The following is an 18,954-nucleotide window of genomic DNA, read 5'->3' as shown; positions in this document are numbered from 1 at the left end:
TGGTAAGTTGCTCACTGCGGAGGCCGGCATGGCGGTTGCGTCCAAGCTTCACAAGCTGACCGAACTTGCGAAAGAAAAATCATCTGATCGCCGCCGCGATTTGCTGCGCGAGGTGACAGATCTGTTCTTTGACGCCCCGCCGGCTGTTGAGTCCGAGGCGCAGAGCCAGTTCGATGATATTCTGCGCACGCTCGCCAATGAAACCGCTCACGACGCCCGCGCCGAGCTGGCGGACCGCTTCGCTGACACGCCCTTCGCGCCCAAAGGCCTGATCCGGCAACTGGCGGCGGACGCCATCGAAGTGGCCGCGCCGATCCTGTCGCGCTCCACGGTCCTGAGCGAAGAAGACCTGGTCACCATCGTTCACGAAACCGGCCAGGCCCATATCCAGGCCATCGCCAAGCGCGACACGGTCTCAGAGCGCCTGTCGCACGCCATCGTCGAAAAAGGCGATGACAACACCGTCGCCACCCTGATCCGAAATGACGGCGCCCAGCTGTCGCGCTCCACCTATGAGCAAGTCGCCCGCCGCGCCGAGGACAGCGAAATCCTGCAAGAGCCGCTGGTGGAGCGCGCCGACGCCCCCGCCGACCTTCTCAACGATCTGATGGTGGTGGTCAGCCGCACCCTGCGCGACAAGATCTCCCAACGCTTTGACAAGCTCGAACCCGGCGTCCTGGAAGCGGCGCTCGCCGCGTCCCAGGCCCGGCTTGAAAAGCGTATGGCCGAGGATAAGGCGATCAATGAAGCCCGCCGCTATATCGCCTCCAAACAGGTCCGCAAGGAACTGGACGGCTCCTTGCTGGTCAGCCTGCTGCGCGAAAGAAAGCCCGTGCATTGCGCCCTGGGCTTCGCCGAGCTGACAGGGGTGGATTACTTCACCGCCAAGCGCGCTCTGGAGCATAAAAGCCCGGACGGTCTGGCGCTGATCTGCAAGGCGGCAGGCATTGAAAAAGCGCTGTTCGTCACTCTCGCCGTTCTGCGCAGCCAGGCCGCGGACAACGCCTTCAACGATGCGCGCGAGATCGGCGCCATCTATGAAGCGCTGGAACCTGAACAGGCCGAACGCGCCCTGCGGTTCTGGAAGCTGCGCAAACAGGCGGCCGCTGCGGCCTAGCGGCCCGTTCCCGATTCCCCATCATGGTTTTCGCCGCGGGCGATCTGTCGGTTCTGCTTGTCAGGAGCGTCGTGATCGTCGTGCTTCTTGACTTTGGGCGGCACGAAGACTTCAGCGCCATCGTCGATGTAGATGGTGGTGGACGGGAAGGCGAAACCGGTCCCAGCCTCTTCCACGATCTGCTTGATGGCGAAGGCCAGCTCTTCCTTGATGCGCAGCCACTCGCCCCAGTTCGTGGTGGTGGTGAAGCAATACAGGAAGAAGTCGATAGAGGACGGACCGAACTTGTCCACATGCATGAAGGTGGACACTTCCGGCGGCTTGGCGAATTCGGGGTGGTTCAGCACCCAGTCCAGGACCTTGTCGCGGATAAACGCCAGCTGATCGGTGGTGGTCTTGTACTCCACCCCGATGATCCAGCTGATGCGGCGATGGGTCATGCGCGAGAAGTTCGTCACCGCCTGGTCAGACAGGAAGGCGTTGGGCACATAGACCGGCCCCTTGTCGAAGCGGCGCACCAATGTGGAGCGGAAATTGATCTGCTCCACCGTGCCCTCGACAATGCCGTCCACCTTGATCCACTCACCGGGGACAAAACGCTTTTCGGTCAGGATCAGAATGCCGGCGATCAGGTTCTTGAACAGGTCCTGCGCCCCCAGGCCCACCGCCACGCCCAGAAGGCCCAGGCCGCCGATGACGCCCGCAACCGGGATTTCCCAAAGCGACAGGATGGTCGCCACGCCGATGATCAGGAACAGGATGCGCAGCGCCTTCGCCATCCAGTCGATCATCACCGGATTGAGCGCGCGCCGCAGCGGAGCGAACAAAAGCGCCACCGGACCCACAGCATTATGAAGCGCCCAGAACAGGGCGATCACCATGACCGTCTGCACCACGCGGTCGCCATTAACCGGCGCGCCTTCAGCGTTCAGGCCCAATATCGTCATAGCGATGAACAGGCCGATGATCACCGGGATCAGCTTGATCGGGCCGTACAGCGCTTCCAGTAGCTTGTCGTCAAGCTGGGTTTCGGTCTTGGTGGCCGCCTTGCGCACCCGAGCGATGATCACCGAGGAAAACAGCCCCCGGAACACGATCGAAATCGCCAGCACGCCGATCGCGCTTAGCCCCTGCCCGACCGAAAAGCCCAGAAAGCTCGTCTCCCAGACCTGAGCGGCCAGGGTGAAGAACTCCGACATGGATGCCCGAACCGGTTCGGGCAATTGCTCGGTGACGGCCTGTACGCTCATCAGCTACGCTCCTTGGTGGCGCTGAAGGTGATATTTGGGAATTTCTCCTGAGAGTAATTCACCTCCCAGGCTGATTTCGCCATGAACACCGGGTCGCCGTCGATATCTTCGGCGACAGCTGTCTTATGGCGGTCAATGAAGGCTTCAAGATCGGCGTCAGACCCGGAAATCCAGCGCGCGGTGTCATAGGGGCTGGCTTCAAACACCACATCGATGCCGTATTCATCCGCCACACGCTGAGCCATCACCTCGATCTGCAGCGCGCCCACGGCGCCGATGATGAACTCGCCGCCCACCTGCAGGCGGAACAGCTGGGTGACGCCCTCTTCAGCCAGGGATTCGAGCGCTTTCTTGAGGTGCTTGGCCTTGAGCGGGTCTTTCAGCCGCGCCCGGCGCAGCATTTCCGGCGCGAAGTTCGGAATGCCCGAGACCCGCCATTTGCCGCTTTCAGACAAGGTGTCGCCCACCCGCAGCACGCCATGGTTGGGCACGCCCATCACATCGCCGGCGAACGCTTCGTCAGCGATTTCGCGATCCGACGCGAAAAACAGGATCGGGTTGTGAACCGACAGGGTCTTGCCGCCTTCGGTCTTCAACTTCATCCCGCGCTTGAACTGGCCTGAGCTGAGGCGCACGAACGCCACCCGGTCGCGGTGGTTGGGGTCCATATTGGCCTGCACCTTGAATACGAAACCGGCGACTTCCTTGTCACCCGGCTCCAGCACGTCGCGCGGGCCTTTGGCGGCGGCTTGCGGCTGCGGTCCCGGCGCGTGATCGGCCAAGGCGTCCAGAAGCTCATGCACGCCGAACCGGCGCAGCGCCGAGCCGAAATAGACCGGGCTGAGATGGCCTTCCTCAAAGCTCTGAGCGTCAAAAGCGGGCAACAACTCACGCGCCATGTCGACGCCTTCGGTCACTTCAGCCAGCTCTTCCTCGCTGAGAACCTTGTGGATCGCGTCCCCGTCCAGCGGCACGCGTTCGGAGCGGCTGACCTCGCTGTCATCGGGACGCTTGTAGAGCACGAACTCATTGGTCTTGAAATCGGCGACGCCCTTGAAGCGGTTGCCGGACCCGCACGGCCACTGCATCGGGCTGACATCAAGCGCCAGCTTGTCCTGAATGTCATCGAGCAGCTCGAACGGCTCCATCGCCTCGCGGTCGAACTTGTTGATGAAGGTGATAATCGGTATGTCGCGCAGACGGCACACCTCCACCAGCTTCAGGGTGCGCGGCTCAACGCCCTTGGCGGCGTCCAGCACCATGATGGCGCAGTCTGCAGCCGTGAGCGTGCGATAGGTGTCTTCGGAAAAGTCCTCGTGGCCCGGCGTATCGAGCAGGTTGAAGATCAGATCCCGGTATTCGTAGGTCATGACCGAGGCGGAGACCGAAATCCCGCGCTCGCGCTCGATCTTCATCCAGTCTGACTGGGTGCGGCGGTTCTCGCCGCGCGCGCGCACTTGTCCGGCCAGGCGGATGGCGCCTGCCTCCAGCAACAGCGTCTCGGTCAGCGTGGTCTTACCCGCATCCGGGTGAGAGATGATGGCGTATGTGCGCCGGCGCGCCCATTGCGCGCCGTCAGCGGCGGAGGTCATCGGCATATCCTGCTAAAGTCTTCTGACCCGCGAGGTAGCCGAGGCGCAAGGCGCACGCAAGCGCCGAGGCGTCAGGCCTGCATGCGCGCCGGAACCTGGGACCAGACCGCCATGTTGGCCGTGTGACCTGACAGGCGCCCTTCAGCATGCAAATCCATCAACTGTTTCATGGTCACCAAAGACACCGAAGCCAGTCGCACTTGCACTTCGGCGGAAGACTTGGCCGTGGTCGGCGCCACAGCCAGAAGCGCATTGGCCTCATTGGTCTTCAGTGCGACGAGGCTGGCGAGGAAGATGGCGCTCTGGGGGTCGGATTTAGCGAGCGCCGGACGTTCCCACACCCATTCGCGCACCAGTTTGACGACTTGCCCGATACGCATGTTGCGCAGTGTCAGCGCATTGATTCCCAAGGCGTCTCCGCGCTCACGCGCAGTCTGATTGACGTCGCCCAGATCATAAAGAGCATCGTTGAACAAGAACAGCATTTTGCATTAACCCGTCGGCGTTTTCCAACTGTGCCAGAGTATGCCGCAACGGTCTTAAGATTTATCAATCGCCTCATTAAGGAAGTGTCGACCATGCGGGTCGTCCACCTCCACCAGCCACAGATCCGGATCATCCTCCATCCGGCGTCTGGCATAGGCGTCCGCGTCCTGCTCCGGGACAGGGTCTGACCCCAGCGGGGTCATCCAGACTCGCTCGCCCTCGAAATTGCGGATCGGCGCATAGAGCTGAGCCATGCGCTCGGGCAGCAGAGTTTTCAACAAGATAACGCCTGCATCGGGATCCCCTTTATGGGCCACGTAAATGCTGGCGCCCGCGCTTTCCGCGCGCCAGCGCAAGGCGTCCACCCAGAACCGCGCTCTCAGATCCGTCATCGTCAAACCACTTGCTGGCAGGGCAATTGCTTAATAGTCTGTTAATTGAGGGGGAACGTTTCATGCTGACACAAATTCGTCCACTGAGCCTTATTGTTATAGGTCTCATCGGCCTTGTCGCCGTTCAGGCGCAGGCTGCGGCTCAGGATTTCCGAGCCGCCCGATCCGAAGAAGTGCTGCTGACCGAGCTGACGGACGCCGCGTCCGACCTCCGGCTTGACGCGGAACATCGTGAAATCCGCATCCCCTTCACCATCGCGCCCAGCGCCGATCCATCCGGGATCGAACTCTTGATGAACGCCATCCCCGACAGCGCCCGTTCCGGCGGCCGCATCGAGGCGTTCGTGAACCGCTCCCGCGCCGTGGTCCTGCAACCCCGTGCGGAATCCTTTGAGGCGCGCTTCGCTCTGTATTCCGACGATCTGCGCGCCGGCGACAACACGCTGGTTCTGCGCATCGTCGAGCCGGGTGAAGACGGCTGGACCATTTCCGCCCAGGCGAGCCGGCTGCGCATCTCCGCCGCCCCGCCCCTGGGCTATTCCGCCCTGTCTGAAGTGGAAGCCGCGCTGAGAGCGGATTTCGCCGCGCCTCGCCGGGTGCACGTGGACGCGCAGGCCGCGGGCGATGACGAGCTGGCGGTGGCCGCCCTGATCGCTCAGGGTCTGGCGCTACGCATGGGTGAAGCCCCGATCCTGGTCAGCGACGCCGAGGTCGCTGAGCTGGTCGTCACCGCGTTCGTGCGCGGCTCTGGCGCGCCGGCCATCGATCTGACCGGCCCGTCCGAAGTGCGCCTGTCCGCCGCCTCGCCAGCCGCGTTGATCGCCTCGGCGCGTCTGTTCGCCGCCCGCTCCATGCAGGCGCACACCGTGCGCTTTGACATGGCCGCCGCCCTCAACGCGCCGCGTCTTGAAGTGACCCCGGCGCCGGTCAGCGCCAACCGCGACGCGCTGGCGGGGCTCGCCAATCTGGGCGCGCCGTTCGGGCTCGATCAGGGCGGCCGCGCCGCCGTGGTCATCGCCGCCTCTGATGAAGACCAGCGCAACGCCGCTCTGTCGGTGATCGCGCGCGCCGGTCTCGCCTCGGGCTCGGCCTGGCTGTACGCCTGGTTTGGCGATGATATCGACGCCGCGCCTGCGCGCTACGACCTGATGGTTCTGGGCCCTCAGGCCTCGCTGGATCCGCGCCTGCTGGCTGCGGCCCCGGGTGAAGTGCGCGCCGCCGCGAACGCCGCCGCCAATCGCACGCCGCAACGCCGGCGCTATTACGGCTCCACCGCCTACGCCGCCGATCCCAGTGAGCGCGATGCGCGCATCACCGGCGTGGCTGCGCTGTTCGCCACGCCCGAAGGCCGCCAGGTCGCTCTGTTCACCGCCCCTGACGGCGCTGATTTCGCCCGCGCCGCCAAACGTCTGGCCCGGTCCGAGATGTGGACCGAGCTCGATGGCCGCGCCGCCCTGTGGGACGCCAGCAATGTGACCCATTTCGGCCCGTCCGCAGCGCCGCGTTTCTCCGCGGAATGGATCAGCGGCGAGCTGCGCGCCCATGACGAATGGCTGGCGCTCGGCGCCTTCTCGCTGGCTGTGCTTCTTTTGCTCGGCAGCATCAATGTAAACCGGACGTCAAGACGCACCTCGTAAGATGACGGGATGTGGCTCGCATCCCTCACCCTTCTGACCGCGCAATCCGCGGCCAATATCGACGCCTCGTTTGACGCCTATGAATTGCGTCTCGAAGCGCGGTCGGCGGACGAGGCCTGCGCTGTCTTCACTCAGGTGGAGCGCGACCTTCTGAACGCCGCCATCCGGCGCAGCCGGGACGACGCCGTGCTGCAAGGCGCCAGCCCCGCCCAGCTGAACCAGTTTGAAGTTCGCCAACGCGACGCGTTTGAAACCTCATGCCGGGCCGCGTTCGACCTGCCCGGCGTCGAGCGCCATCGCAATGAAGTGTTGCGGCTGACGGGGTTTGACCAGGCGCGCTTTGAAGGCCGACTGCAGGGCTGGACCGCCCAGCGCGGCGGCGCCTCTGATGATTACGCCCGATGGAGCATCGTACAGAGCCTCGGTCAGGGCGACGCCAATTTCGGTGTTTTCCAGCAAGGCGACGAGACCGGACTGGCGCTGAGCCTGCGCACATCCTTGCGTCCCGCCTATGCTGTGGCCTTCCTGCGCGACACCAGCCAGGAACCCTACCCCGTGGACATGACGGCGGGCGGCTTGCTGGCGCCCCCCGACAATGACCCGGTCAGCGCCTGGAGCGCGCCTTCAGACCGGCTGGTCCGGGTGTTCGCCACTGAAGCGCTGAGCGCCCAGCGCGCCGGCGAGCTGGCGCCCGCCGCGGGCGCGCCTGCCGTAGGCTTTCAATTTCCCGACACGCTGGTCGCGCAGCTGGCGAGCCTGGCGCCGCGCGAAGGCGCTCGCATTGATCTTTACGACGCCACAGGCGTGGTGATTGACCGTTATTGGGTGGAGATCGGGGCGCTGGACGCCGCCATGGGCTTCATGCGCCTGCCGCGTATGGCCCCGCAAAGTTCGGCGGCGACGTCCAATTAAGAATTTGCTCGACCTTTTAAAGGTCGAGCGTGTGCAACGGCCCACGAACGATCTCTGACACGGTACCGGAGTCAATGTGGATCATTGTTCGAGCAGTAGAGTTACGAAACACAAGGACATAGCTATCCCCCTCACACACTTCGCCGCCGACCAAGTCAGAGAGAAATATATAATTGCCATCACATAGAATAGCACCCAGACCGCCGATTGTGTCGGTTAGAAATAGCGCATTAAGTATGCGGCCCGCACTATCTCCGACACAATAATCACCATCTATACATTCAATTTTGACATCACCAACTATCATTCTTCCGGACTGTATTATTACATCCGACGAAATAATTCCCAGTACGATACCGAGAACCGCAAAAACAACCGACAATAGAACTCGCATAGACACATCCCCACAGGCGAAAACTCACCTTATGTATGAGCAGGGGAAACGGCTATCGCAAAGATTCAGAAAGCGAACCAAGCAACGCAACGGCCAGCTTACGCCGCACCGTCCTTGGCCTGGATGATGACTTCACCGGCCTGTTGCGCAGCGGCGATGCGCTGATGCACTTCCAGCGGAACAAAGTCGGTCACTTCGCCTTTGGCCTGTCCCATCACCGGCAAGCGCACAGTGACCGTGGTGCCCTGGCCCGGCGCGCTTTGCAGGCGGACTTCGCCGTTCTGCATGTCCGCCAGCGCCTGAACCAGCGACAGGCCCAGGCCGGTGCCGCGTTCAGAGGTTTCCTTGCCCGAGCGGGTCTGATGATAGGGCGTGCCCAGTTCATCAAGCTCGTCCGCAGCGATGCCGACGCCGCTATCGCCGACCGCCAGCACCAGATCCGCCCCGTCCTGACGCGCCATCACAACAACGGCGCCGCCTTCAGGGGTGAATTTCACGGCGTTCGACAACAGGTTCAAAAGGATCTGGCGCATCGCCTTGCGGTCCGCCTTGACCGCCAGATCTGAATCGCCCGGCTCGCAATACAGCGCAATGCCGCGATCCTTGGCGCGCGGGCCGATCATCTTGGCGCAGATCGACACCACGTCGCGGGCGTCAAACTCTTCAGGGCTGAGCTCGTACTTGTCGGCTTCGATCTTGGACATGTCCAGAACGTCGCCGATCAGCTCCAGCAAATGCTCACCGCTTTCATGAATCAGATCGCCATATTCGGCGTAGCGCGCCGGCAGAGGCCCGAACAGGCGCTGCTTGATGATGTCGGAGAAGCCGATGATGGCGTTCAGCGGCGTGCGCAGCTCATGGCTGACCGCCGCCAGGAATTCAGACTTGGACTGGCTGGCCGCCAGCGCGGCGTCGCGTTCGTCTTTCAGACGCGCGCTTTCTTCTGCGCTGAGCGTATCGGCCGCCGCGACTTCGGCGCGGGGCGGGTCAAGACGGACCACAAACCCGGTCTCCGTCGCCAGCGCATGGGCGTCCAGCTCATGCCGGGCGCCACGCGCCGAGCGGACCGGGAAGGCAAAGGCGCTTTCAAGGCCTGACGCGTCATTGAGCGCCGTCTGCAGCCCTTTATCGATCTGCGCACGGCCTGCATCATCAAACGCCAGCCCCTTCACGCACAGACCGCCCAGATCACGCGGCGCGCCAGGCGCATAGCCGCGCATGCGCCGGGACACCGCCGCGATACGTCCTGACCGGTCCAAAGCCATCAAGGCGGCGGGCGCATTCTCAAAACCCTGCGCCGCAGGCTCGAGCGCCTCCAGCTTCGTCTGCGCGCGCTCCAGCTGCCCCACAAGCTGAACCCGCGCCGCAAAGCCGCAAAGTGCGAAGAACACGGCCAGCGCCAATCCGGTGAGCGGGCTCGCCGTCAAAACCTCAGAGCCCCCTGCAAGCGGCCCCCACAAGCTCGCCAGCCCCGCCAGAAGGAAGGCCAGCGTATTCATGGTCGCGCTCAGGCGCACATCCTTGTGCAAACCCGAGGCGGACAAGGCTGCCGGGCCGATCAGAAACGCCAACGCCGCCGGAGACAGGGCGGACCCCACAGCCAGAGCGGCGGCGAATCCGGGAAGGGTCCAGGCCAGCGCCAGGACAAAACGCACGATATCCAGGCGCGCCTTGCGCTTGCCGCCCAGCACCAGACCGAGCAAACCCGGCGCGGCGGCCACAGCCAGAAGGGCCAAATCGGCTTGCGCCAGAGGGGTTTGAACGCCGAAACCGATCAGGGCGACCAGTCCCAGCCAACCGCCATGAATCAGGCGCGGCGCCTGTTGATCCATGAATTTGGCGAAGGGGGCGATGCTTGGGCGCATGAAAGCGAATCTCGACTCACAAATGAGAATAGAACCGCACGCTCGTCTGGGGCCGTTAACAATTACTGAATTCGTGTCAAAGAGTGCGAGCCCTCTTGGCGCGGCCCCTGCACTAGGTCATGATCAGAAGAGGTTTTTCGCCGGGATCACGACATCATGATTTTTGCCGCCCTCAGCTTCGCCCTGTTGTCTGCGACTCAGGAGCCTGCGCCACAGGAGCCGTCAGGCCCCGTCCTGGCGCTGCCGGCGCCGCAGGCTGCGCAAACCACGCCGGACACCACCGAGCCCGAAGTGCTGCTGAACGCACAGACCTATGCCGCCTATCGCTCTGACGTCACGCTGGCGGGCGAGCGCGAGCTTCTGTCCGGCGCCGATCTCGACGCCACCATGGATGCGCTGTCGCGCTATTATGACGGCGATCGACTGGTGAACGCACAGATCGCCTATGCGGCGCTGGTCGCCGCGCGCAATCCTGAATTCATCGACGCCGTACGCGCTGTCGCCGATTATTACGGCACCGAGACCGCCGCCGCCGCCCTGACCCATGATCCCATGTATGTCACCGGCTTTATGGGCGCGGACACAGCCGGACTGGATGTCGCCCAGGCGATTGACGGCGATGTCACTGAAATCCGGGAGGTTGGCGCCCGCTATCGTCAGGCGGCCTATGATCTTCAGCACGAGCGCTGGGCGCAAACCCGCGCCCGCGACCGGGCCGAGCGCCTGTCCTCTCTGGAAAGCGCCTCTGAACGTCTGGACGTGCAGTTTCGAGCCCCTGACACGTCCGCCGCAGCGCCCATGGGGTCAGCCACCACCCTGTTCGCCCAGCCTGAAACCGTGGATCTGAACCTGCCAGAGTTGAGCGTGGAAGTGGGCCAGAGCCAGCTCCAGCCTGATGAGCGCCGGGTGGGCCGGATGCTGTCGCTGGCGGCGCTGGACGCCATTGAAGACGGCGACATGACCTTGATGGACCGTTTGCTCGATGACCCGGCGGTGGAGCGCTGCATGCAATGGGTGCGTCTGGACCTCGCCCAATGCGTGGCGGCCGGCCATTTCAAGTATGAAGACAGCTTCTGCATCGCCGAGCACGCGCTCAATGACGTGGCTGATTGTCTGACCGCGACTCGGGCGCCGAATGAAGCTGTTTCAAATTGAGACAGTTTCTCCAGTAACGTAAGCTCAAATTAAGGGTAAGTGTTCAGCGTTAACACACACTTTACCCTTAATTGCACATCCACTGGTGTTTCCGGGAACTATTTTCTAGCCTCAGAATTGCTTCAAGACCTGAAGTGAGTTGAAAAGAGGCTGGCATGCTCCGCACCGTGCTACGCGCCATTTTCTGGACCGCCGTGACGGCGGCTTTCATCCCTGCCGGCTTTAGCGCCGCGCCGGATGGAGCGTTTGCGCGCGAAACCCGCGAGCTGATCATTGCGACAGATGCTCTGGACAATTCTCGAGGTTTGACCCGTCAGGCGGGCCAACAGACGCGTGAGTTCTGCAACGAACAGTCTGAAGCCTGCGCCGTCGGCCAACAACTCGCCAGCTTCTCTTCGCTTGTGATGGGCGTCGTCTCTGACCGCGCCCAGAGCTGGGCCGCAGATCAACGCGCCCAAGCGCCCCTCGCCCCCGGCGCCCTGCCTCAGGACGCCCCGGCGCAAAGCCTCGACGCGCTTCTGGCGGACGTCACGCGCGAGACCTCTGACCTGCGTTAGACGCGGCGCTGGTCTTGCCCTGTCTCGGCGTGCGCTTTACCTCAGCGTTCATGACCGATCTTCAAGCTGACATCGACGCCCTCGTGGACGAGTTCGACTTTCTGGGCGACTGGGAAGAACGCTATCGCTATCTGATCGAGATGGGCCAGGCCCTGCCCGGCCTGCCCGACGCCGAGCGCACCGACGACACCCGCGTCAAAGGCTGCGTCAGCCAGGTCTGGATGGTGATTGATGACGGACCGGATCATGCGCTGGAGCTGCGCGGGGATTCCGACGCCCATATCGTCAAGGGGCTCGTGGCGCTGTTAAGCCGGCTCTATGACGGTCGCAAGCCCGACGAGGCGCTGTCCATTGATCCCAAAGAGGTTCTGGGCCGCATCGGCCTCGCCGAGCACCTCTCGCCGCAACGCTCCAATGGTCTCGCCTCGATGATCAAACGCATCCAGGCCGAGGCGCAGGCGCGGCTTTAGAGCCCGTACGGATCGACGCCCAAGCCCGCCGGTTTCATCCGGTAGTGCACTGCCAGACGATCCAGCGCCAGTTTCAGGGCTTGGGCGCCGGATCGTGACGGCCAGTTGAGGCGGCGTTCGGCCTCGGTCATGGCGCTTTGGCGCATCAGGATTTCCACCAGCCAGTGATCGAGCCCCGGCCCGACCGCCGCCAGCGCGTCCATCACGCGCTCCTGCGCGTTCAGACGCTGTATCGGCGCCTCGCTACGGTCCCTTGGCGCCGAACGCACGCCCCCGCCGGGCACGCCGCTCCAGCTTTGCGTGACGCGGCTGGAAAGGGTGGAGCGTTCATAATCGCGCATCAGGTTGTCGGCCGCACTGAGATGCACGGCCTCCAGCAAGGCGGGCCGGCCGTTCTGAGGCCGCGCATAGCGCGCCAGCGGGCCGTCGAGCGTTGTCGGGTTGACCGTCTGCAGCCTGAGCCCGCCCTCAGGGTCGTGCAGCGTCTTCCGGGCGAGGGTCAGAGCGGGTCGGACACCCGCGGCATCGCCCTCATCAAGACAGCGCCGCCCCACTTGCGTCAGTACGAATTCATTCGCTTGCGCCTGTGCCAGCCAGCCCTGCTCCAACGCGTGCGCCAGAGCGGCGTCGCTGACGCTCGCCAGCGGGCGGCGGCGACGGTCTGCGCTGGCGTAGACACCATAGCCAGAGCGCCCGCCGCTGCGCTGCGCCAGCCGGGCGCCCGGCCGGGCCAGACGCCGCAGCCAGCCTGGTACAGCGGCATTCATTGGGTCATTCCGAAGGGAATGAGATCCGGTCCCGGAGCCGAGCGCAGACAGGCTTCGAGGTCCTCCATCGCCGCGTCAAAGGCGGGGTCGTCGCGGGCGTCCTCAATCCGGTGACAGGCGTGAGCGGCGGTGGAGCGGTCGCGGCCAAACGCGTCGGCCACACGGTTCAAGCTCAGCTCGAACGCCACATGGGTCAGATAGATGGCGGCTTGTCGCGCCAGCGCAGCGCGCGCTCGCCCCCGTGTCGGACTGCTGATCTCCTCCACCGGCACGCCAAAGGCGTAGGCGGCGGCCTGTTGCGCCAGCCGGGCGCGGGCCTGGTCCAGAACAAGCGTGTTGGTACGCATCGGGTTATCCCCTCCCTTGTCGATCCTTCTGTGAAGTATAGGATCGAGCTGAAGGGTGAGGATAACATTCCTATTATAGGCGCGTGAATTCCCTTATTACGCTAGTTGTGGGTAACCGCGTTCAACACCCTAACTGGGGGAAAAGTACGCCACCAGAACGACCCCTGCGAGCATGATCGCCGTCCAAAGCGCCATCAGACCGGACGGAAATTCCTTGGACAGGGCGCCCGCTGGGCTGAACAGGTTGAACAATCGCCCGCGAATGCGCGTGATCGCGGCGCTCAGCCCCTTGCCGATCGCGTCAAAGAGAAGCTGCCCCATGGCGGCGCCCCAGCGCGCGCACGCATCGCCAAAGCGGCGATAGAGCCAGTCCGCATCGAGGATCGTGCGGTCGCCCTTGAGCGGGAACAGCTTGAAATAAAGCGCTGCTGCGAACACCAGAAGCCCGCCCAGAAGCAGCTGCACCTGACCGAACACGCTCGACAGCTTGTAGGGCGAATACTCCATGTCGAACGGCAGGATGCCGTACAACGCCTGGTAGTTCACGCCCAGGAAGACGCACAGGAAGGCCGCCAGCGCCATGCCCAGATGCATGGTTTGCGGCGCTTCCTTCACCCGGATGCCCCGGTCCGTGCCGAAGAAGGTGAAGTAGACGACCTTCAGAACGCTCAGCTCCATCACGCCAGCGGAAGCGTAGACCAGGATCGTATAGGCCCAGTCATGGTGCGCGTAATGGGTCGCGGACAGGATCAGCGTCTTGGCGACAAAGCCGGAAAACAGCGGCGCGCCGACAACCGACAGGGCGCCGATGATCGCAAAGAGCGCGGTGACCGGCATGGATTTGTAAAGCCCGCCCAGCGCGCTGACTTTCAGCGTGCCCGTGCGCAGCAGCACCGCGCCCAGAACCATGAACATCAGCGCCATGTAGATGACGCCCACAAAGGCGTTTGCCGCGGCGCCGTTCAGCCCCAGATCGCCGCCGACGCCCACCGCCACGACCATGAAGCCGAGCTGGTTGATCAGCGCATAGGCCAAGGTCTGGCGCAGATCATTGCTGGTCATTGCGAAAAAGATCGGGAAGACCGCCATGACGAGGCCGATGGTGATCAGAACCTCTTCGCCGGCAAAGCCGCGCGCCAGCGCGTAGATCGCCAGCTTGGTGGTGAAGGCGGACAAGACGACCGAACCCACCCCGGTGGCTTTGGGATAAGCGTCCGGCAGCCACATGTGCAAGAGCGGGAAGCCCGCTTTCAGGCCAAAGGCCAGCAGCATGATGATCCCGGCCCAGCTGTCCGTACCGAGCACGTCAAACGCCCAGGAACCGGTCTGGCTGGCCCAGATCGTCGCGCCGCCCAGAAGCGCCACGCCTGACAGCACCTGGATCGCCAGATAGCGCAGGCCCGCGCGTTGCGCTTCCGGCGTGCCGACGGCGAAGATCAGCGGGGCTGAGGCCAGAGCCGTCAGCTCCCAGAAGAAGAACAGGGTCAGCAGGTCGCCCGCGAACACCGCGCCCACTGCCGAACCTGCATAGATCAGCGCTGCGCCGTCAGTCATGCGATTGCGGTCATGCAGCGCGTACACGCCGTTGATGAAGCTGATCAGGATGAAGACCAGCGCCCAGACGCGAGAGAGGTTGTCGAGACGGAAGGTCTCCAGCACCACAGGGCCGAGATCGATCACGCCATAGACGCCGGTCTCGCCAGTGGCGAACCAGGCGCACAGGGCGCCGATCGGCCCCAGCAGCATCAGCGCCTTGCGCAGCTCGGACCGGGGCGAGGCCCAGGCCAGAAGCCCCGCGAGAATGAGGAACCAGGCCGGCGAGACGCCGTTCAGAAATGACAGGGCGTCAGTCATTCTCGCCCTCCTTCACATCGCCAGCGGCGCGAGAATAGAAATCACCCGGACGGCTGAGCAGCCAGACCAGCGCCCAGCCCCCCAGAATGGCGACAGCGCCCGCCGCCAGAGGCAGCAGCTCGTATGCGCCATACACCTCGGGATATTTGGACAGGCCGTCTTCAGACAATACGGTTTCCAAGCCGAAGCCTGCCGCCACCAATACCGCCAGAACGATCAGGGCAATCAGGCCGGCGCGCGGACTGGTCAGCCCGGACAGGGGACGCGCCAGCGGATGCAGCTCGGATTTAGAGTCGCGGGGCGCGGTCATGGCGTCATCTCCGTGGTGAAGACAGGCGACAGGAAGTCAATCAGCGGGCCGATGGCGAAGAACAGCACGATGGTGCCGCCCGCCGTGATCAGCGGCGCGATCCAGGCGAGCGCCGGCGGCTGGCCGGGGCGCATCGGGCTGGGCTCAGGCTTGGGCTTGAAGAAGCCGCGAATGACGATGGGCAGCAGATAGCCGATGTTCAGAAGCGTCGAACCGATCAGCATGACGATCAGCCAGGGCTGGCCGCCCTCGGCCGCGCCCTCCATCAGGAAGACTTTCGGCCAGACCCCGCCAAAGGGGGGCACGCCGATGATCGACAGGGCGCCGATGGTGAAGGCGGCGAAGGTCACCGGCATGTAGCGGCCCAGACCGTCAAGCTGGGAGATTTCAGACTTTTTCGCGCCGGTATAGATCCCGCCCGCCGTCATGAAGAGGGTGATCTTGCCATAGGCGTGCATGACGATCTGAAGCGCCGCGCCCAGGAGCGCCAGCGGACTGGCGAGCATGGCGCCCAGCGTGATGTAGCTGAGCTGGGAGACCGTGGAATAGGCCAGCCGCGCCTTCAGATTATCCTTGGTGAAGGCGAAGATCGAGGCGACCACGATGGAGCCGCCCGCCACCCAGGCCAGCACGTCGGCGGCCGGCAGGGTCTGCATGTAATCGGCGCCGAAAATATAGACGACCACTTTCAGGATCGAGAACACGCCCGCTTTCACCACGGCCACGGCGTGCAGGAGCGCAGAGACCGGCGTCGGCGCGACCATGGCGTTCGGAAGCCAGGGGTGGACCGGCATCAGCGCCGCCTTGCCGATGCCGAACGCGAACAGAACCAGCAGGACCGAACCGGCCATGGGCCCGACGCCTGACAGAATGCCGCCGACGGTGAAGTCGGTGGTGCCGGTAAAGGCGTAGACCGCAAACACGCCGGGCAGGAACAGGCCGATCGAGGTCGCCAGCAGAATGCCCAGATAGATCGAGGCGCCGCGCTTGGCCTTGGCGTCGCCCTTGTGCGCCACCAGCGGATAGGTGGCGAGGCTCAGCGCTTCATAGAAGAAGAACAGGGTCAGCAGATTGCCCGACAGCGCGATGCCCATCGCCGCAGCGATGGAGATCGTGAAGCAGAAATAGAAGCGCGTCTGATCCTTCTCGTTGTTTCCGCGCATATAGGCGATGGAGTACAGCGAGTTGATGATCCACAGCCCGCTCGCAACCATGGCGAACATGGCGCCCAGCGGCTCAAGCTTGAATTTCAGCTCCAGCCCCGGCGCCAGCTCGAACAGGACCAGCTCGGGCCGCGATCCGGACGCTTCGACCAGATAGGCGACCACCACGGCCAGCGCGATGGCGGTGATCAGGGTCGCCGCCTCGCGCAGATTGGGCTTGGCGCCCAGGCCGAGAACGGCGGCGCCGCCAATCAAAGGCAGGATCAGGGCGAGCGCGAGGGCGAGTTCAGGGGTCCAACTCACGGCGCGACTCCGGCGTTGAAGGCTGCGGCGGCGGCCGCCTCAGCCATGTTCACGATCGGCTCGGCGTAAACGCCGAACACAAGGTTCATCAGCGCCAGAACCACGAGCGGCGCCATGATCATCATCGGCACGCGCTGCACGGCATGGCTGGCGCCGTCCGGACGCGGCGCGACCCAGAGATTGACCAGCACCCGGTAGCAGTAAAACACCGCCAGCACGGACGCGATCAGGATGGCGACGACCGCGAAGGTCCAGCCTTTCTGCAAGGCGGCCTGGATGAGATAGAATTTTGAGATGAAGCCCACCGTGAACGGCACGCCGATCAGCGACAGGGCGCCGGCGGTGAAGGCCGCAGACGTCACCGGCAGGGCCTGGCCCAGACCTTTGAAATTCTCGATCCGGCGCACGCCATAGCTGATCGCGAAGGCGCCGAGCGCCATGAACAGCGCGCCCTTGATCATGGCGTGATTGATCAGGTGCAGCACGCCCGCCGACACCCCGGCCTGGGTGCCGATGCCAAGGCCCAGCATCATGTAGCCCACCTGGGCCACGGACGAGTAGGCGAGCAGGCGGCGCACATCGCTTTGAAACAAAGCCTGGGCTGACGCGATGATCATGCCCGCGATGGCCAGCGGCGCGATCACATAGGTGAAGCTGTTCAGCACGAAGCCGTTGCCCACCGAGAACACGTCAAAGCTGAAGCGGATGATGGCGTAGAACGCGACCTTGGTGGCGGTCGCCGCCAGGAAGGTGGTCACAAAACTCGGCGCATAGGCGTAGGCGCCGGGCAGCCACAGATGCAGCGGGAAGAGCGCCGCTTTCAGGCCAAGGCCCACAAGGATGAACGCGAAGCCGATCTCCACCACCCGGTCGCCCTGCAGCTCGGGCAGGCGCATGGCGAGGTCGGCCATGTTGAGCGTGCCCGTCGCCATGTAGAGAAAGCCGACGCCGATGACGAAGAAGGTCGCCCCGATCGTGCCCATGACCAGATAGTTGAACGAGCTGGTCAGCGCGCGGCGATCATGGCTCGCCCCCATGGCGATCAGCGCATACGTGGGGATGGAGGAAATCTCCAGGAAAACGAACATGTTGAAGGCGTCACCCGTGGTCGCCACCCCGGCGAGACCGGACAGCACCACCAGAAACGCCGAATAGAACAGCGCGCGCTTGTCTTTATCGATTTCGTCCTCGACACTGGGCAGGGCGAAGATCAGCGCCAGAACCGCGCTGGCCGTCAGCAAGAGCAGCAAGGCCGCGTTCAGCGCGTCGACGCGGAACTCGATGCCCACCGGCGGCTGCCAGGCGCCCAGCGCATAGCTGATGACGGCGCCCTCGCCGCGCGTGGCGAGAAACAGCTCGATGGCGAACAACAACGCCGCCACAGCGCCGGCGAAGGCGATGCCCCAGCTGACGCGTCCGGATTTCAACGCCGCCGCAGGTGCGGACAGGATGAGCGGGATCGCCACCAGCAAGACCGGGGCATGGGCCGCGAGCGCGGCCGGGAGGAATTGACCAACCGTCACGGCTTAAACGCCCTTTTCCAGTTCCAGAGAATAATCGGCTTCGGCGATCGTATCGTCCTCGATCGAGCCGTAAGCCTCACGAATGCGCACCACCAGGGCCAGGCCGACCGACAAGGTCGCCACGCCCACCACAATGGCGGTGAGGATCAGCACATGGGGCAGCGGATTGGAGTAGACCGCGTTCGGATCGAGCCGGTCATAGGCCATGTCCTTATAGTCGAAGATCGGCGGCGCGCCGCCGAACACCTTGCTGATGCTGATGTACAGCAAGAACACCGAGGTCTGGAAAATCGACAGCCCCACCAGGCGCTTGACGAGGTTTCCTGTGGCGATCACGGCGTACAGGCCGACCATCATCAGGACGATGATCACCGCATAGTTGAAGCGTTCCGTCACCATCTCGAACATGGCTTACCAATCCTCGTCAGAGATTTCGGGCGTGCGCCCGGCGAAGGCGTAAAAGATCGCGATCATCACGCAGGTCACCGTCGTCAGAACGCCGACCTCCACCGCGATGATGCCGATATGCTGGCCGGTCCCGTGCGAGATGTCGGGATGGAAGACAGTGTATTCGAGAAACTGCCCGCCCATGATCAGGGAGACGAAGCCCACTGACGCATAGATGAAGCCGCCCAGCGCCATGCCGACTCGCGCCCAATAGGGCGGGAAGACCTTGCGGGCCGCGTCCAGGCCGAAAATGAGCGCGTACAGGATGATCGACGAGGCGAGCACGACGCCCGCCTGGAACCCGCCGCCGGGCGAATACTCGCCATGAAAGTGCACGTAAAACCCGTACACGATGATCATGGGGATCAGGACCTTGGCGACGACGCGCAGAATGACGTGAGGCGACATCATGG

At 63.8% G+C, this 18,954-nt stretch carries 19 protein-coding genes; 6 read left to right on the top strand and 13 right to left on the bottom strand.

From position 1 onward, the window contains the following. The first annotated feature begins 28 nt into the window (after positions 1-28). On the top strand, positions 29-1,117 hold the full coding sequence (locus G405_RS0112175; RefSeq protein ID WP_022701806.1) for a DUF2336 domain-containing protein: 1,089 nt from the start codon (positions 29-31) through the stop codon (positions 1,115-1,117). Here G405_RS0112175 and G405_RS0112170 read toward each other — a convergent pair. From G405_RS0112170 to G405_RS0112155, 4 genes are all read right to left on the bottom strand, one after another. Beyond that, positions 1,114-2,367, bottom strand: coding sequence for a mechanosensitive ion channel family protein (locus G405_RS0112170; protein WP_022701805.1), 1,254 nt, complete (start codon positions 2,365-2,367; stop codon positions 1,114-1,116). The two genes, G405_RS0112175 and G405_RS0112170, sit on opposite strands and share 4 nt — an antisense overlap. Continuing rightward, entirely contained in the window at positions 2,367-3,965 is a 1,599-nt protein-coding gene (locus G405_RS0112165; RefSeq protein ID WP_022701804.1) for a peptide chain release factor 3, read from the bottom strand. Before G405_RS0112165 ends, G405_RS0112170 begins: the two co-directional genes overlap by 1 nt. Positions 3,966-4,030: 65 nt before the next feature. Continuing rightward, complete coding sequence (locus G405_RS0112160; protein ID WP_022701803.1) at positions 4,031-4,444, bottom strand: hypothetical protein; 414 nt, start codon at positions 4,442-4,444, stop codon at positions 4,031-4,033. Positions 4,445-4,498: 54 nt separating this feature from the next. Next, positions 4,499-4,837 (bottom strand): DUF1491 family protein, encoded by a 339-nt coding sequence (locus G405_RS0112155; protein WP_022701802.1) that lies wholly within the window; start codon positions 4,835-4,837, stop codon positions 4,499-4,501. Positions 4,838-4,899: 62 nt separating this feature from the next. Between G405_RS0112155 and G405_RS0112150 the strand changes: the two genes are divergently transcribed. Beyond that, positions 4,900-6,474 carry a hypothetical protein gene (locus tag G405_RS0112150; RefSeq protein ID WP_022701801.1) on the top strand — a complete coding sequence of 525 codons (1,575 nt, stop codon included), beginning with the start codon at positions 4,900-4,902 and terminating at the stop codon, positions 6,472-6,474. Positions 6,475-6,483: 9 nt separating this feature from the next. Beyond that, entirely contained in the window at positions 6,484-7,386 is a 903-nt protein-coding gene (locus tag G405_RS0112145; protein ID WP_022701800.1) for a hypothetical protein, read from the top strand. Between the two features lie 492 nt (positions 7,387-7,878). On the opposite strand, the gene G405_RS16650 is transcribed toward G405_RS0112145, so the two are convergent. Further along, positions 7,879-9,645 (bottom strand): sensor histidine kinase, encoded by a 1,767-nt coding sequence (locus G405_RS16650; RefSeq protein ID WP_022701799.1) that lies wholly within the window; start codon positions 9,643-9,645, stop codon positions 7,879-7,881. A gap of 156 nt (positions 9,646-9,801) precedes the next feature. On the opposite strand from G405_RS16650, the gene G405_RS0112135 reads away from it, so the two are divergent. From G405_RS0112135 to G405_RS0112125, 3 genes are all read left to right on the top strand, one after another. After that, a complete protein-coding gene (locus G405_RS0112135) occupies positions 9,802-10,800 on the top strand; it encodes a hypothetical protein (protein ID WP_022701798.1) in 999 nt (332 codons plus the stop codon). Positions 10,801-10,955: 155 nt separating this feature from the next. Continuing rightward, the gene (locus tag G405_RS0112130) at positions 10,956-11,357 is read left to right on the top strand and encodes a hypothetical protein (protein WP_022701797.1); all 402 of its coding nucleotides are present in this window, start codon (positions 10,956-10,958) and stop codon (positions 11,355-11,357) included. A 50-nt stretch (positions 11,358-11,407) separates the two neighbouring features. Further along, on the top strand, positions 11,408-11,827 hold the full coding sequence (locus tag G405_RS0112125) for a SufE family protein (RefSeq protein WP_022701796.1): 420 nt from the start codon (positions 11,408-11,410) through the stop codon (positions 11,825-11,827). Here G405_RS0112125 and G405_RS16645 read toward each other — a convergent pair. The 8 genes from G405_RS16645 to G405_RS0112085 all read right to left on the bottom strand — a co-directional run bounded on the left by G405_RS16645 (position 11,824) and on the right by G405_RS0112085 (position 18,952). Next, complete coding sequence (locus G405_RS16645; RefSeq protein WP_022701795.1) at positions 11,824-12,594, bottom strand: DUF6456 domain-containing protein; 771 nt, start codon at positions 12,592-12,594, stop codon at positions 11,824-11,826. The two genes, G405_RS0112125 and G405_RS16645, sit on opposite strands and share 4 nt — an antisense overlap. After that, positions 12,591-12,941, bottom strand: coding sequence for a helix-turn-helix domain-containing protein (locus tag G405_RS0112115; protein ID WP_022701794.1), 351 nt, complete (start codon positions 12,939-12,941; stop codon positions 12,591-12,593). The genes G405_RS16645 and G405_RS0112115 overlap by 4 nt, the downstream gene beginning before the upstream one ends. A gap of 129 nt (positions 12,942-13,070) precedes the next feature. After that, on the bottom strand, positions 13,071-14,795 hold the full coding sequence (locus G405_RS0112110; RefSeq protein WP_022701793.1) for a Na(+)/H(+) antiporter subunit D: 1,725 nt from the start codon (positions 14,793-14,795) through the stop codon (positions 13,071-13,073). After that, positions 14,788-15,105 carry a hypothetical protein gene (locus tag G405_RS0112105; protein ID WP_022701792.1) on the bottom strand — a complete coding sequence of 106 codons (318 nt, stop codon included), beginning with the start codon at positions 15,103-15,105 and terminating at the stop codon, positions 14,788-14,790. Before G405_RS0112105 ends, G405_RS0112110 begins: the two co-directional genes overlap by 8 nt. Beyond that, positions 15,102-16,571, bottom strand: coding sequence for a proton-conducting transporter transmembrane domain-containing protein (locus tag G405_RS0112100; protein WP_022701791.1), 1,470 nt, complete (start codon positions 16,569-16,571; stop codon positions 15,102-15,104). The genes G405_RS0112105 and G405_RS0112100 overlap by 4 nt, the downstream gene beginning before the upstream one ends. After that, positions 16,568-18,094 carry a monovalent cation/H+ antiporter subunit D family protein gene (locus tag G405_RS0112095; protein ID WP_022701790.1) on the bottom strand — a complete coding sequence of 509 codons (1,527 nt, stop codon included), beginning with the start codon at positions 18,092-18,094 and terminating at the stop codon, positions 16,568-16,570. Before G405_RS0112095 ends, G405_RS0112100 begins: the two co-directional genes overlap by 4 nt. A gap of 3 nt (positions 18,095-18,097) precedes the next feature. Beyond that, positions 18,098-18,502 (bottom strand): cation:proton antiporter subunit C, encoded by a 405-nt coding sequence (locus G405_RS0112090; protein WP_022701789.1) that lies wholly within the window; start codon positions 18,500-18,502, stop codon positions 18,098-18,100. A gap of 3 nt (positions 18,503-18,505) precedes the next feature. After that, the gene (locus G405_RS0112085) at positions 18,506-18,952 is read right to left on the bottom strand and encodes a Na(+)/H(+) antiporter subunit B (protein WP_022701788.1); all 447 of its coding nucleotides are present in this window, start codon (positions 18,950-18,952) and stop codon (positions 18,506-18,508) included. Positions 18,953-18,954 lie beyond the last annotated feature (2 nt).

Origin of the sequence: Oceanicaulis alexandrii DSM 11625 (assembly GCF_000420265.1) — a bacterium.
Classification (GTDB): domain Bacteria; phylum Pseudomonadota; class Alphaproteobacteria; order Caulobacterales; family Maricaulaceae; genus Oceanicaulis; species Oceanicaulis alexandrii.
The sequence above is the reverse complement of the archived record's forward strand: the minus strand, read 5'-3'. Positions and strand labels throughout refer to the sequence as shown.

Coding starts and splice junctions, on each gene's coding strand:
- G405_RS0112175 (WP_022701806.1), top strand. CDS start 29: ATGGCGGTTGCGTCCAAGCTTCACAAGCTGACCGAACTTGCGAAAGAA.
- G405_RS0112170 (WP_022701805.1), bottom strand. CDS start 2,367: ATGAGCGTACAGGCCGTCACCGAGCAATTGCCCGAACCGGTTCGGGCA.
- G405_RS0112165 (WP_022701804.1), bottom strand. CDS start 3,965: ATGCCGATGACCTCCGCCGCTGACGGCGCGCAATGGGCGCGCCGGCGC.
- G405_RS0112160 (WP_022701803.1), bottom strand. CDS start 4,444: ATGCTGTTCTTGTTCAACGATGCTCTTTATGATCTGGGCGACGTCAAT.
- G405_RS0112155 (WP_022701802.1), bottom strand. CDS start 4,837: ATGACGGATCTGAGAGCGCGGTTCTGGGTGGACGCCTTGCGCTGGCGC.
- G405_RS0112150 (WP_022701801.1), top strand. CDS start 4,900: ATGCTGACACAAATTCGTCCACTGAGCCTTATTGTTATAGGTCTCATC.
- G405_RS0112145 (WP_022701800.1), top strand. CDS start 6,484: ATGTGGCTCGCATCCCTCACCCTTCTGACCGCGCAATCCGCGGCCAAT.
- G405_RS16650 (WP_022701799.1), bottom strand. CDS start 9,645: ATGCGCCCAAGCATCGCCCCCTTCGCCAAATTCATGGATCAACAGGCG.
- G405_RS0112135 (WP_022701798.1), top strand. CDS start 9,802: ATGATTTTTGCCGCCCTCAGCTTCGCCCTGTTGTCTGCGACTCAGGAG.
- G405_RS0112130 (WP_022701797.1), top strand. CDS start 10,956: ATGCTCCGCACCGTGCTACGCGCCATTTTCTGGACCGCCGTGACGGCG.
- G405_RS0112125 (WP_022701796.1), top strand. CDS start 11,408: ATGACCGATCTTCAAGCTGACATCGACGCCCTCGTGGACGAGTTCGAC.
- G405_RS16645 (WP_022701795.1), bottom strand. CDS start 12,594: ATGAATGCCGCTGTACCAGGCTGGCTGCGGCGTCTGGCCCGGCCGGGC.
- G405_RS0112115 (WP_022701794.1), bottom strand. CDS start 12,941: ATGCGTACCAACACGCTTGTTCTGGACCAGGCCCGCGCCCGGCTGGCG.
- G405_RS0112110 (WP_022701793.1), bottom strand. CDS start 14,795: ATGACTGACGCCCTGTCATTTCTGAACGGCGTCTCGCCGGCCTGGTTC.
- G405_RS0112105 (WP_022701792.1), bottom strand. CDS start 15,105: ATGACCGCGCCCCGCGACTCTAAATCCGAGCTGCATCCGCTGGCGCGT.
- G405_RS0112090 (WP_022701789.1), bottom strand. CDS start 18,502: ATGTTCGAGATGGTGACGGAACGCTTCAACTATGCGGTGATCATCGTC.
- G405_RS0112085 (WP_022701788.1), bottom strand. CDS start 18,952: ATGATGTCGCCTCACGTCATTCTGCGCGTCGTCGCCAAGGTCCTGATC.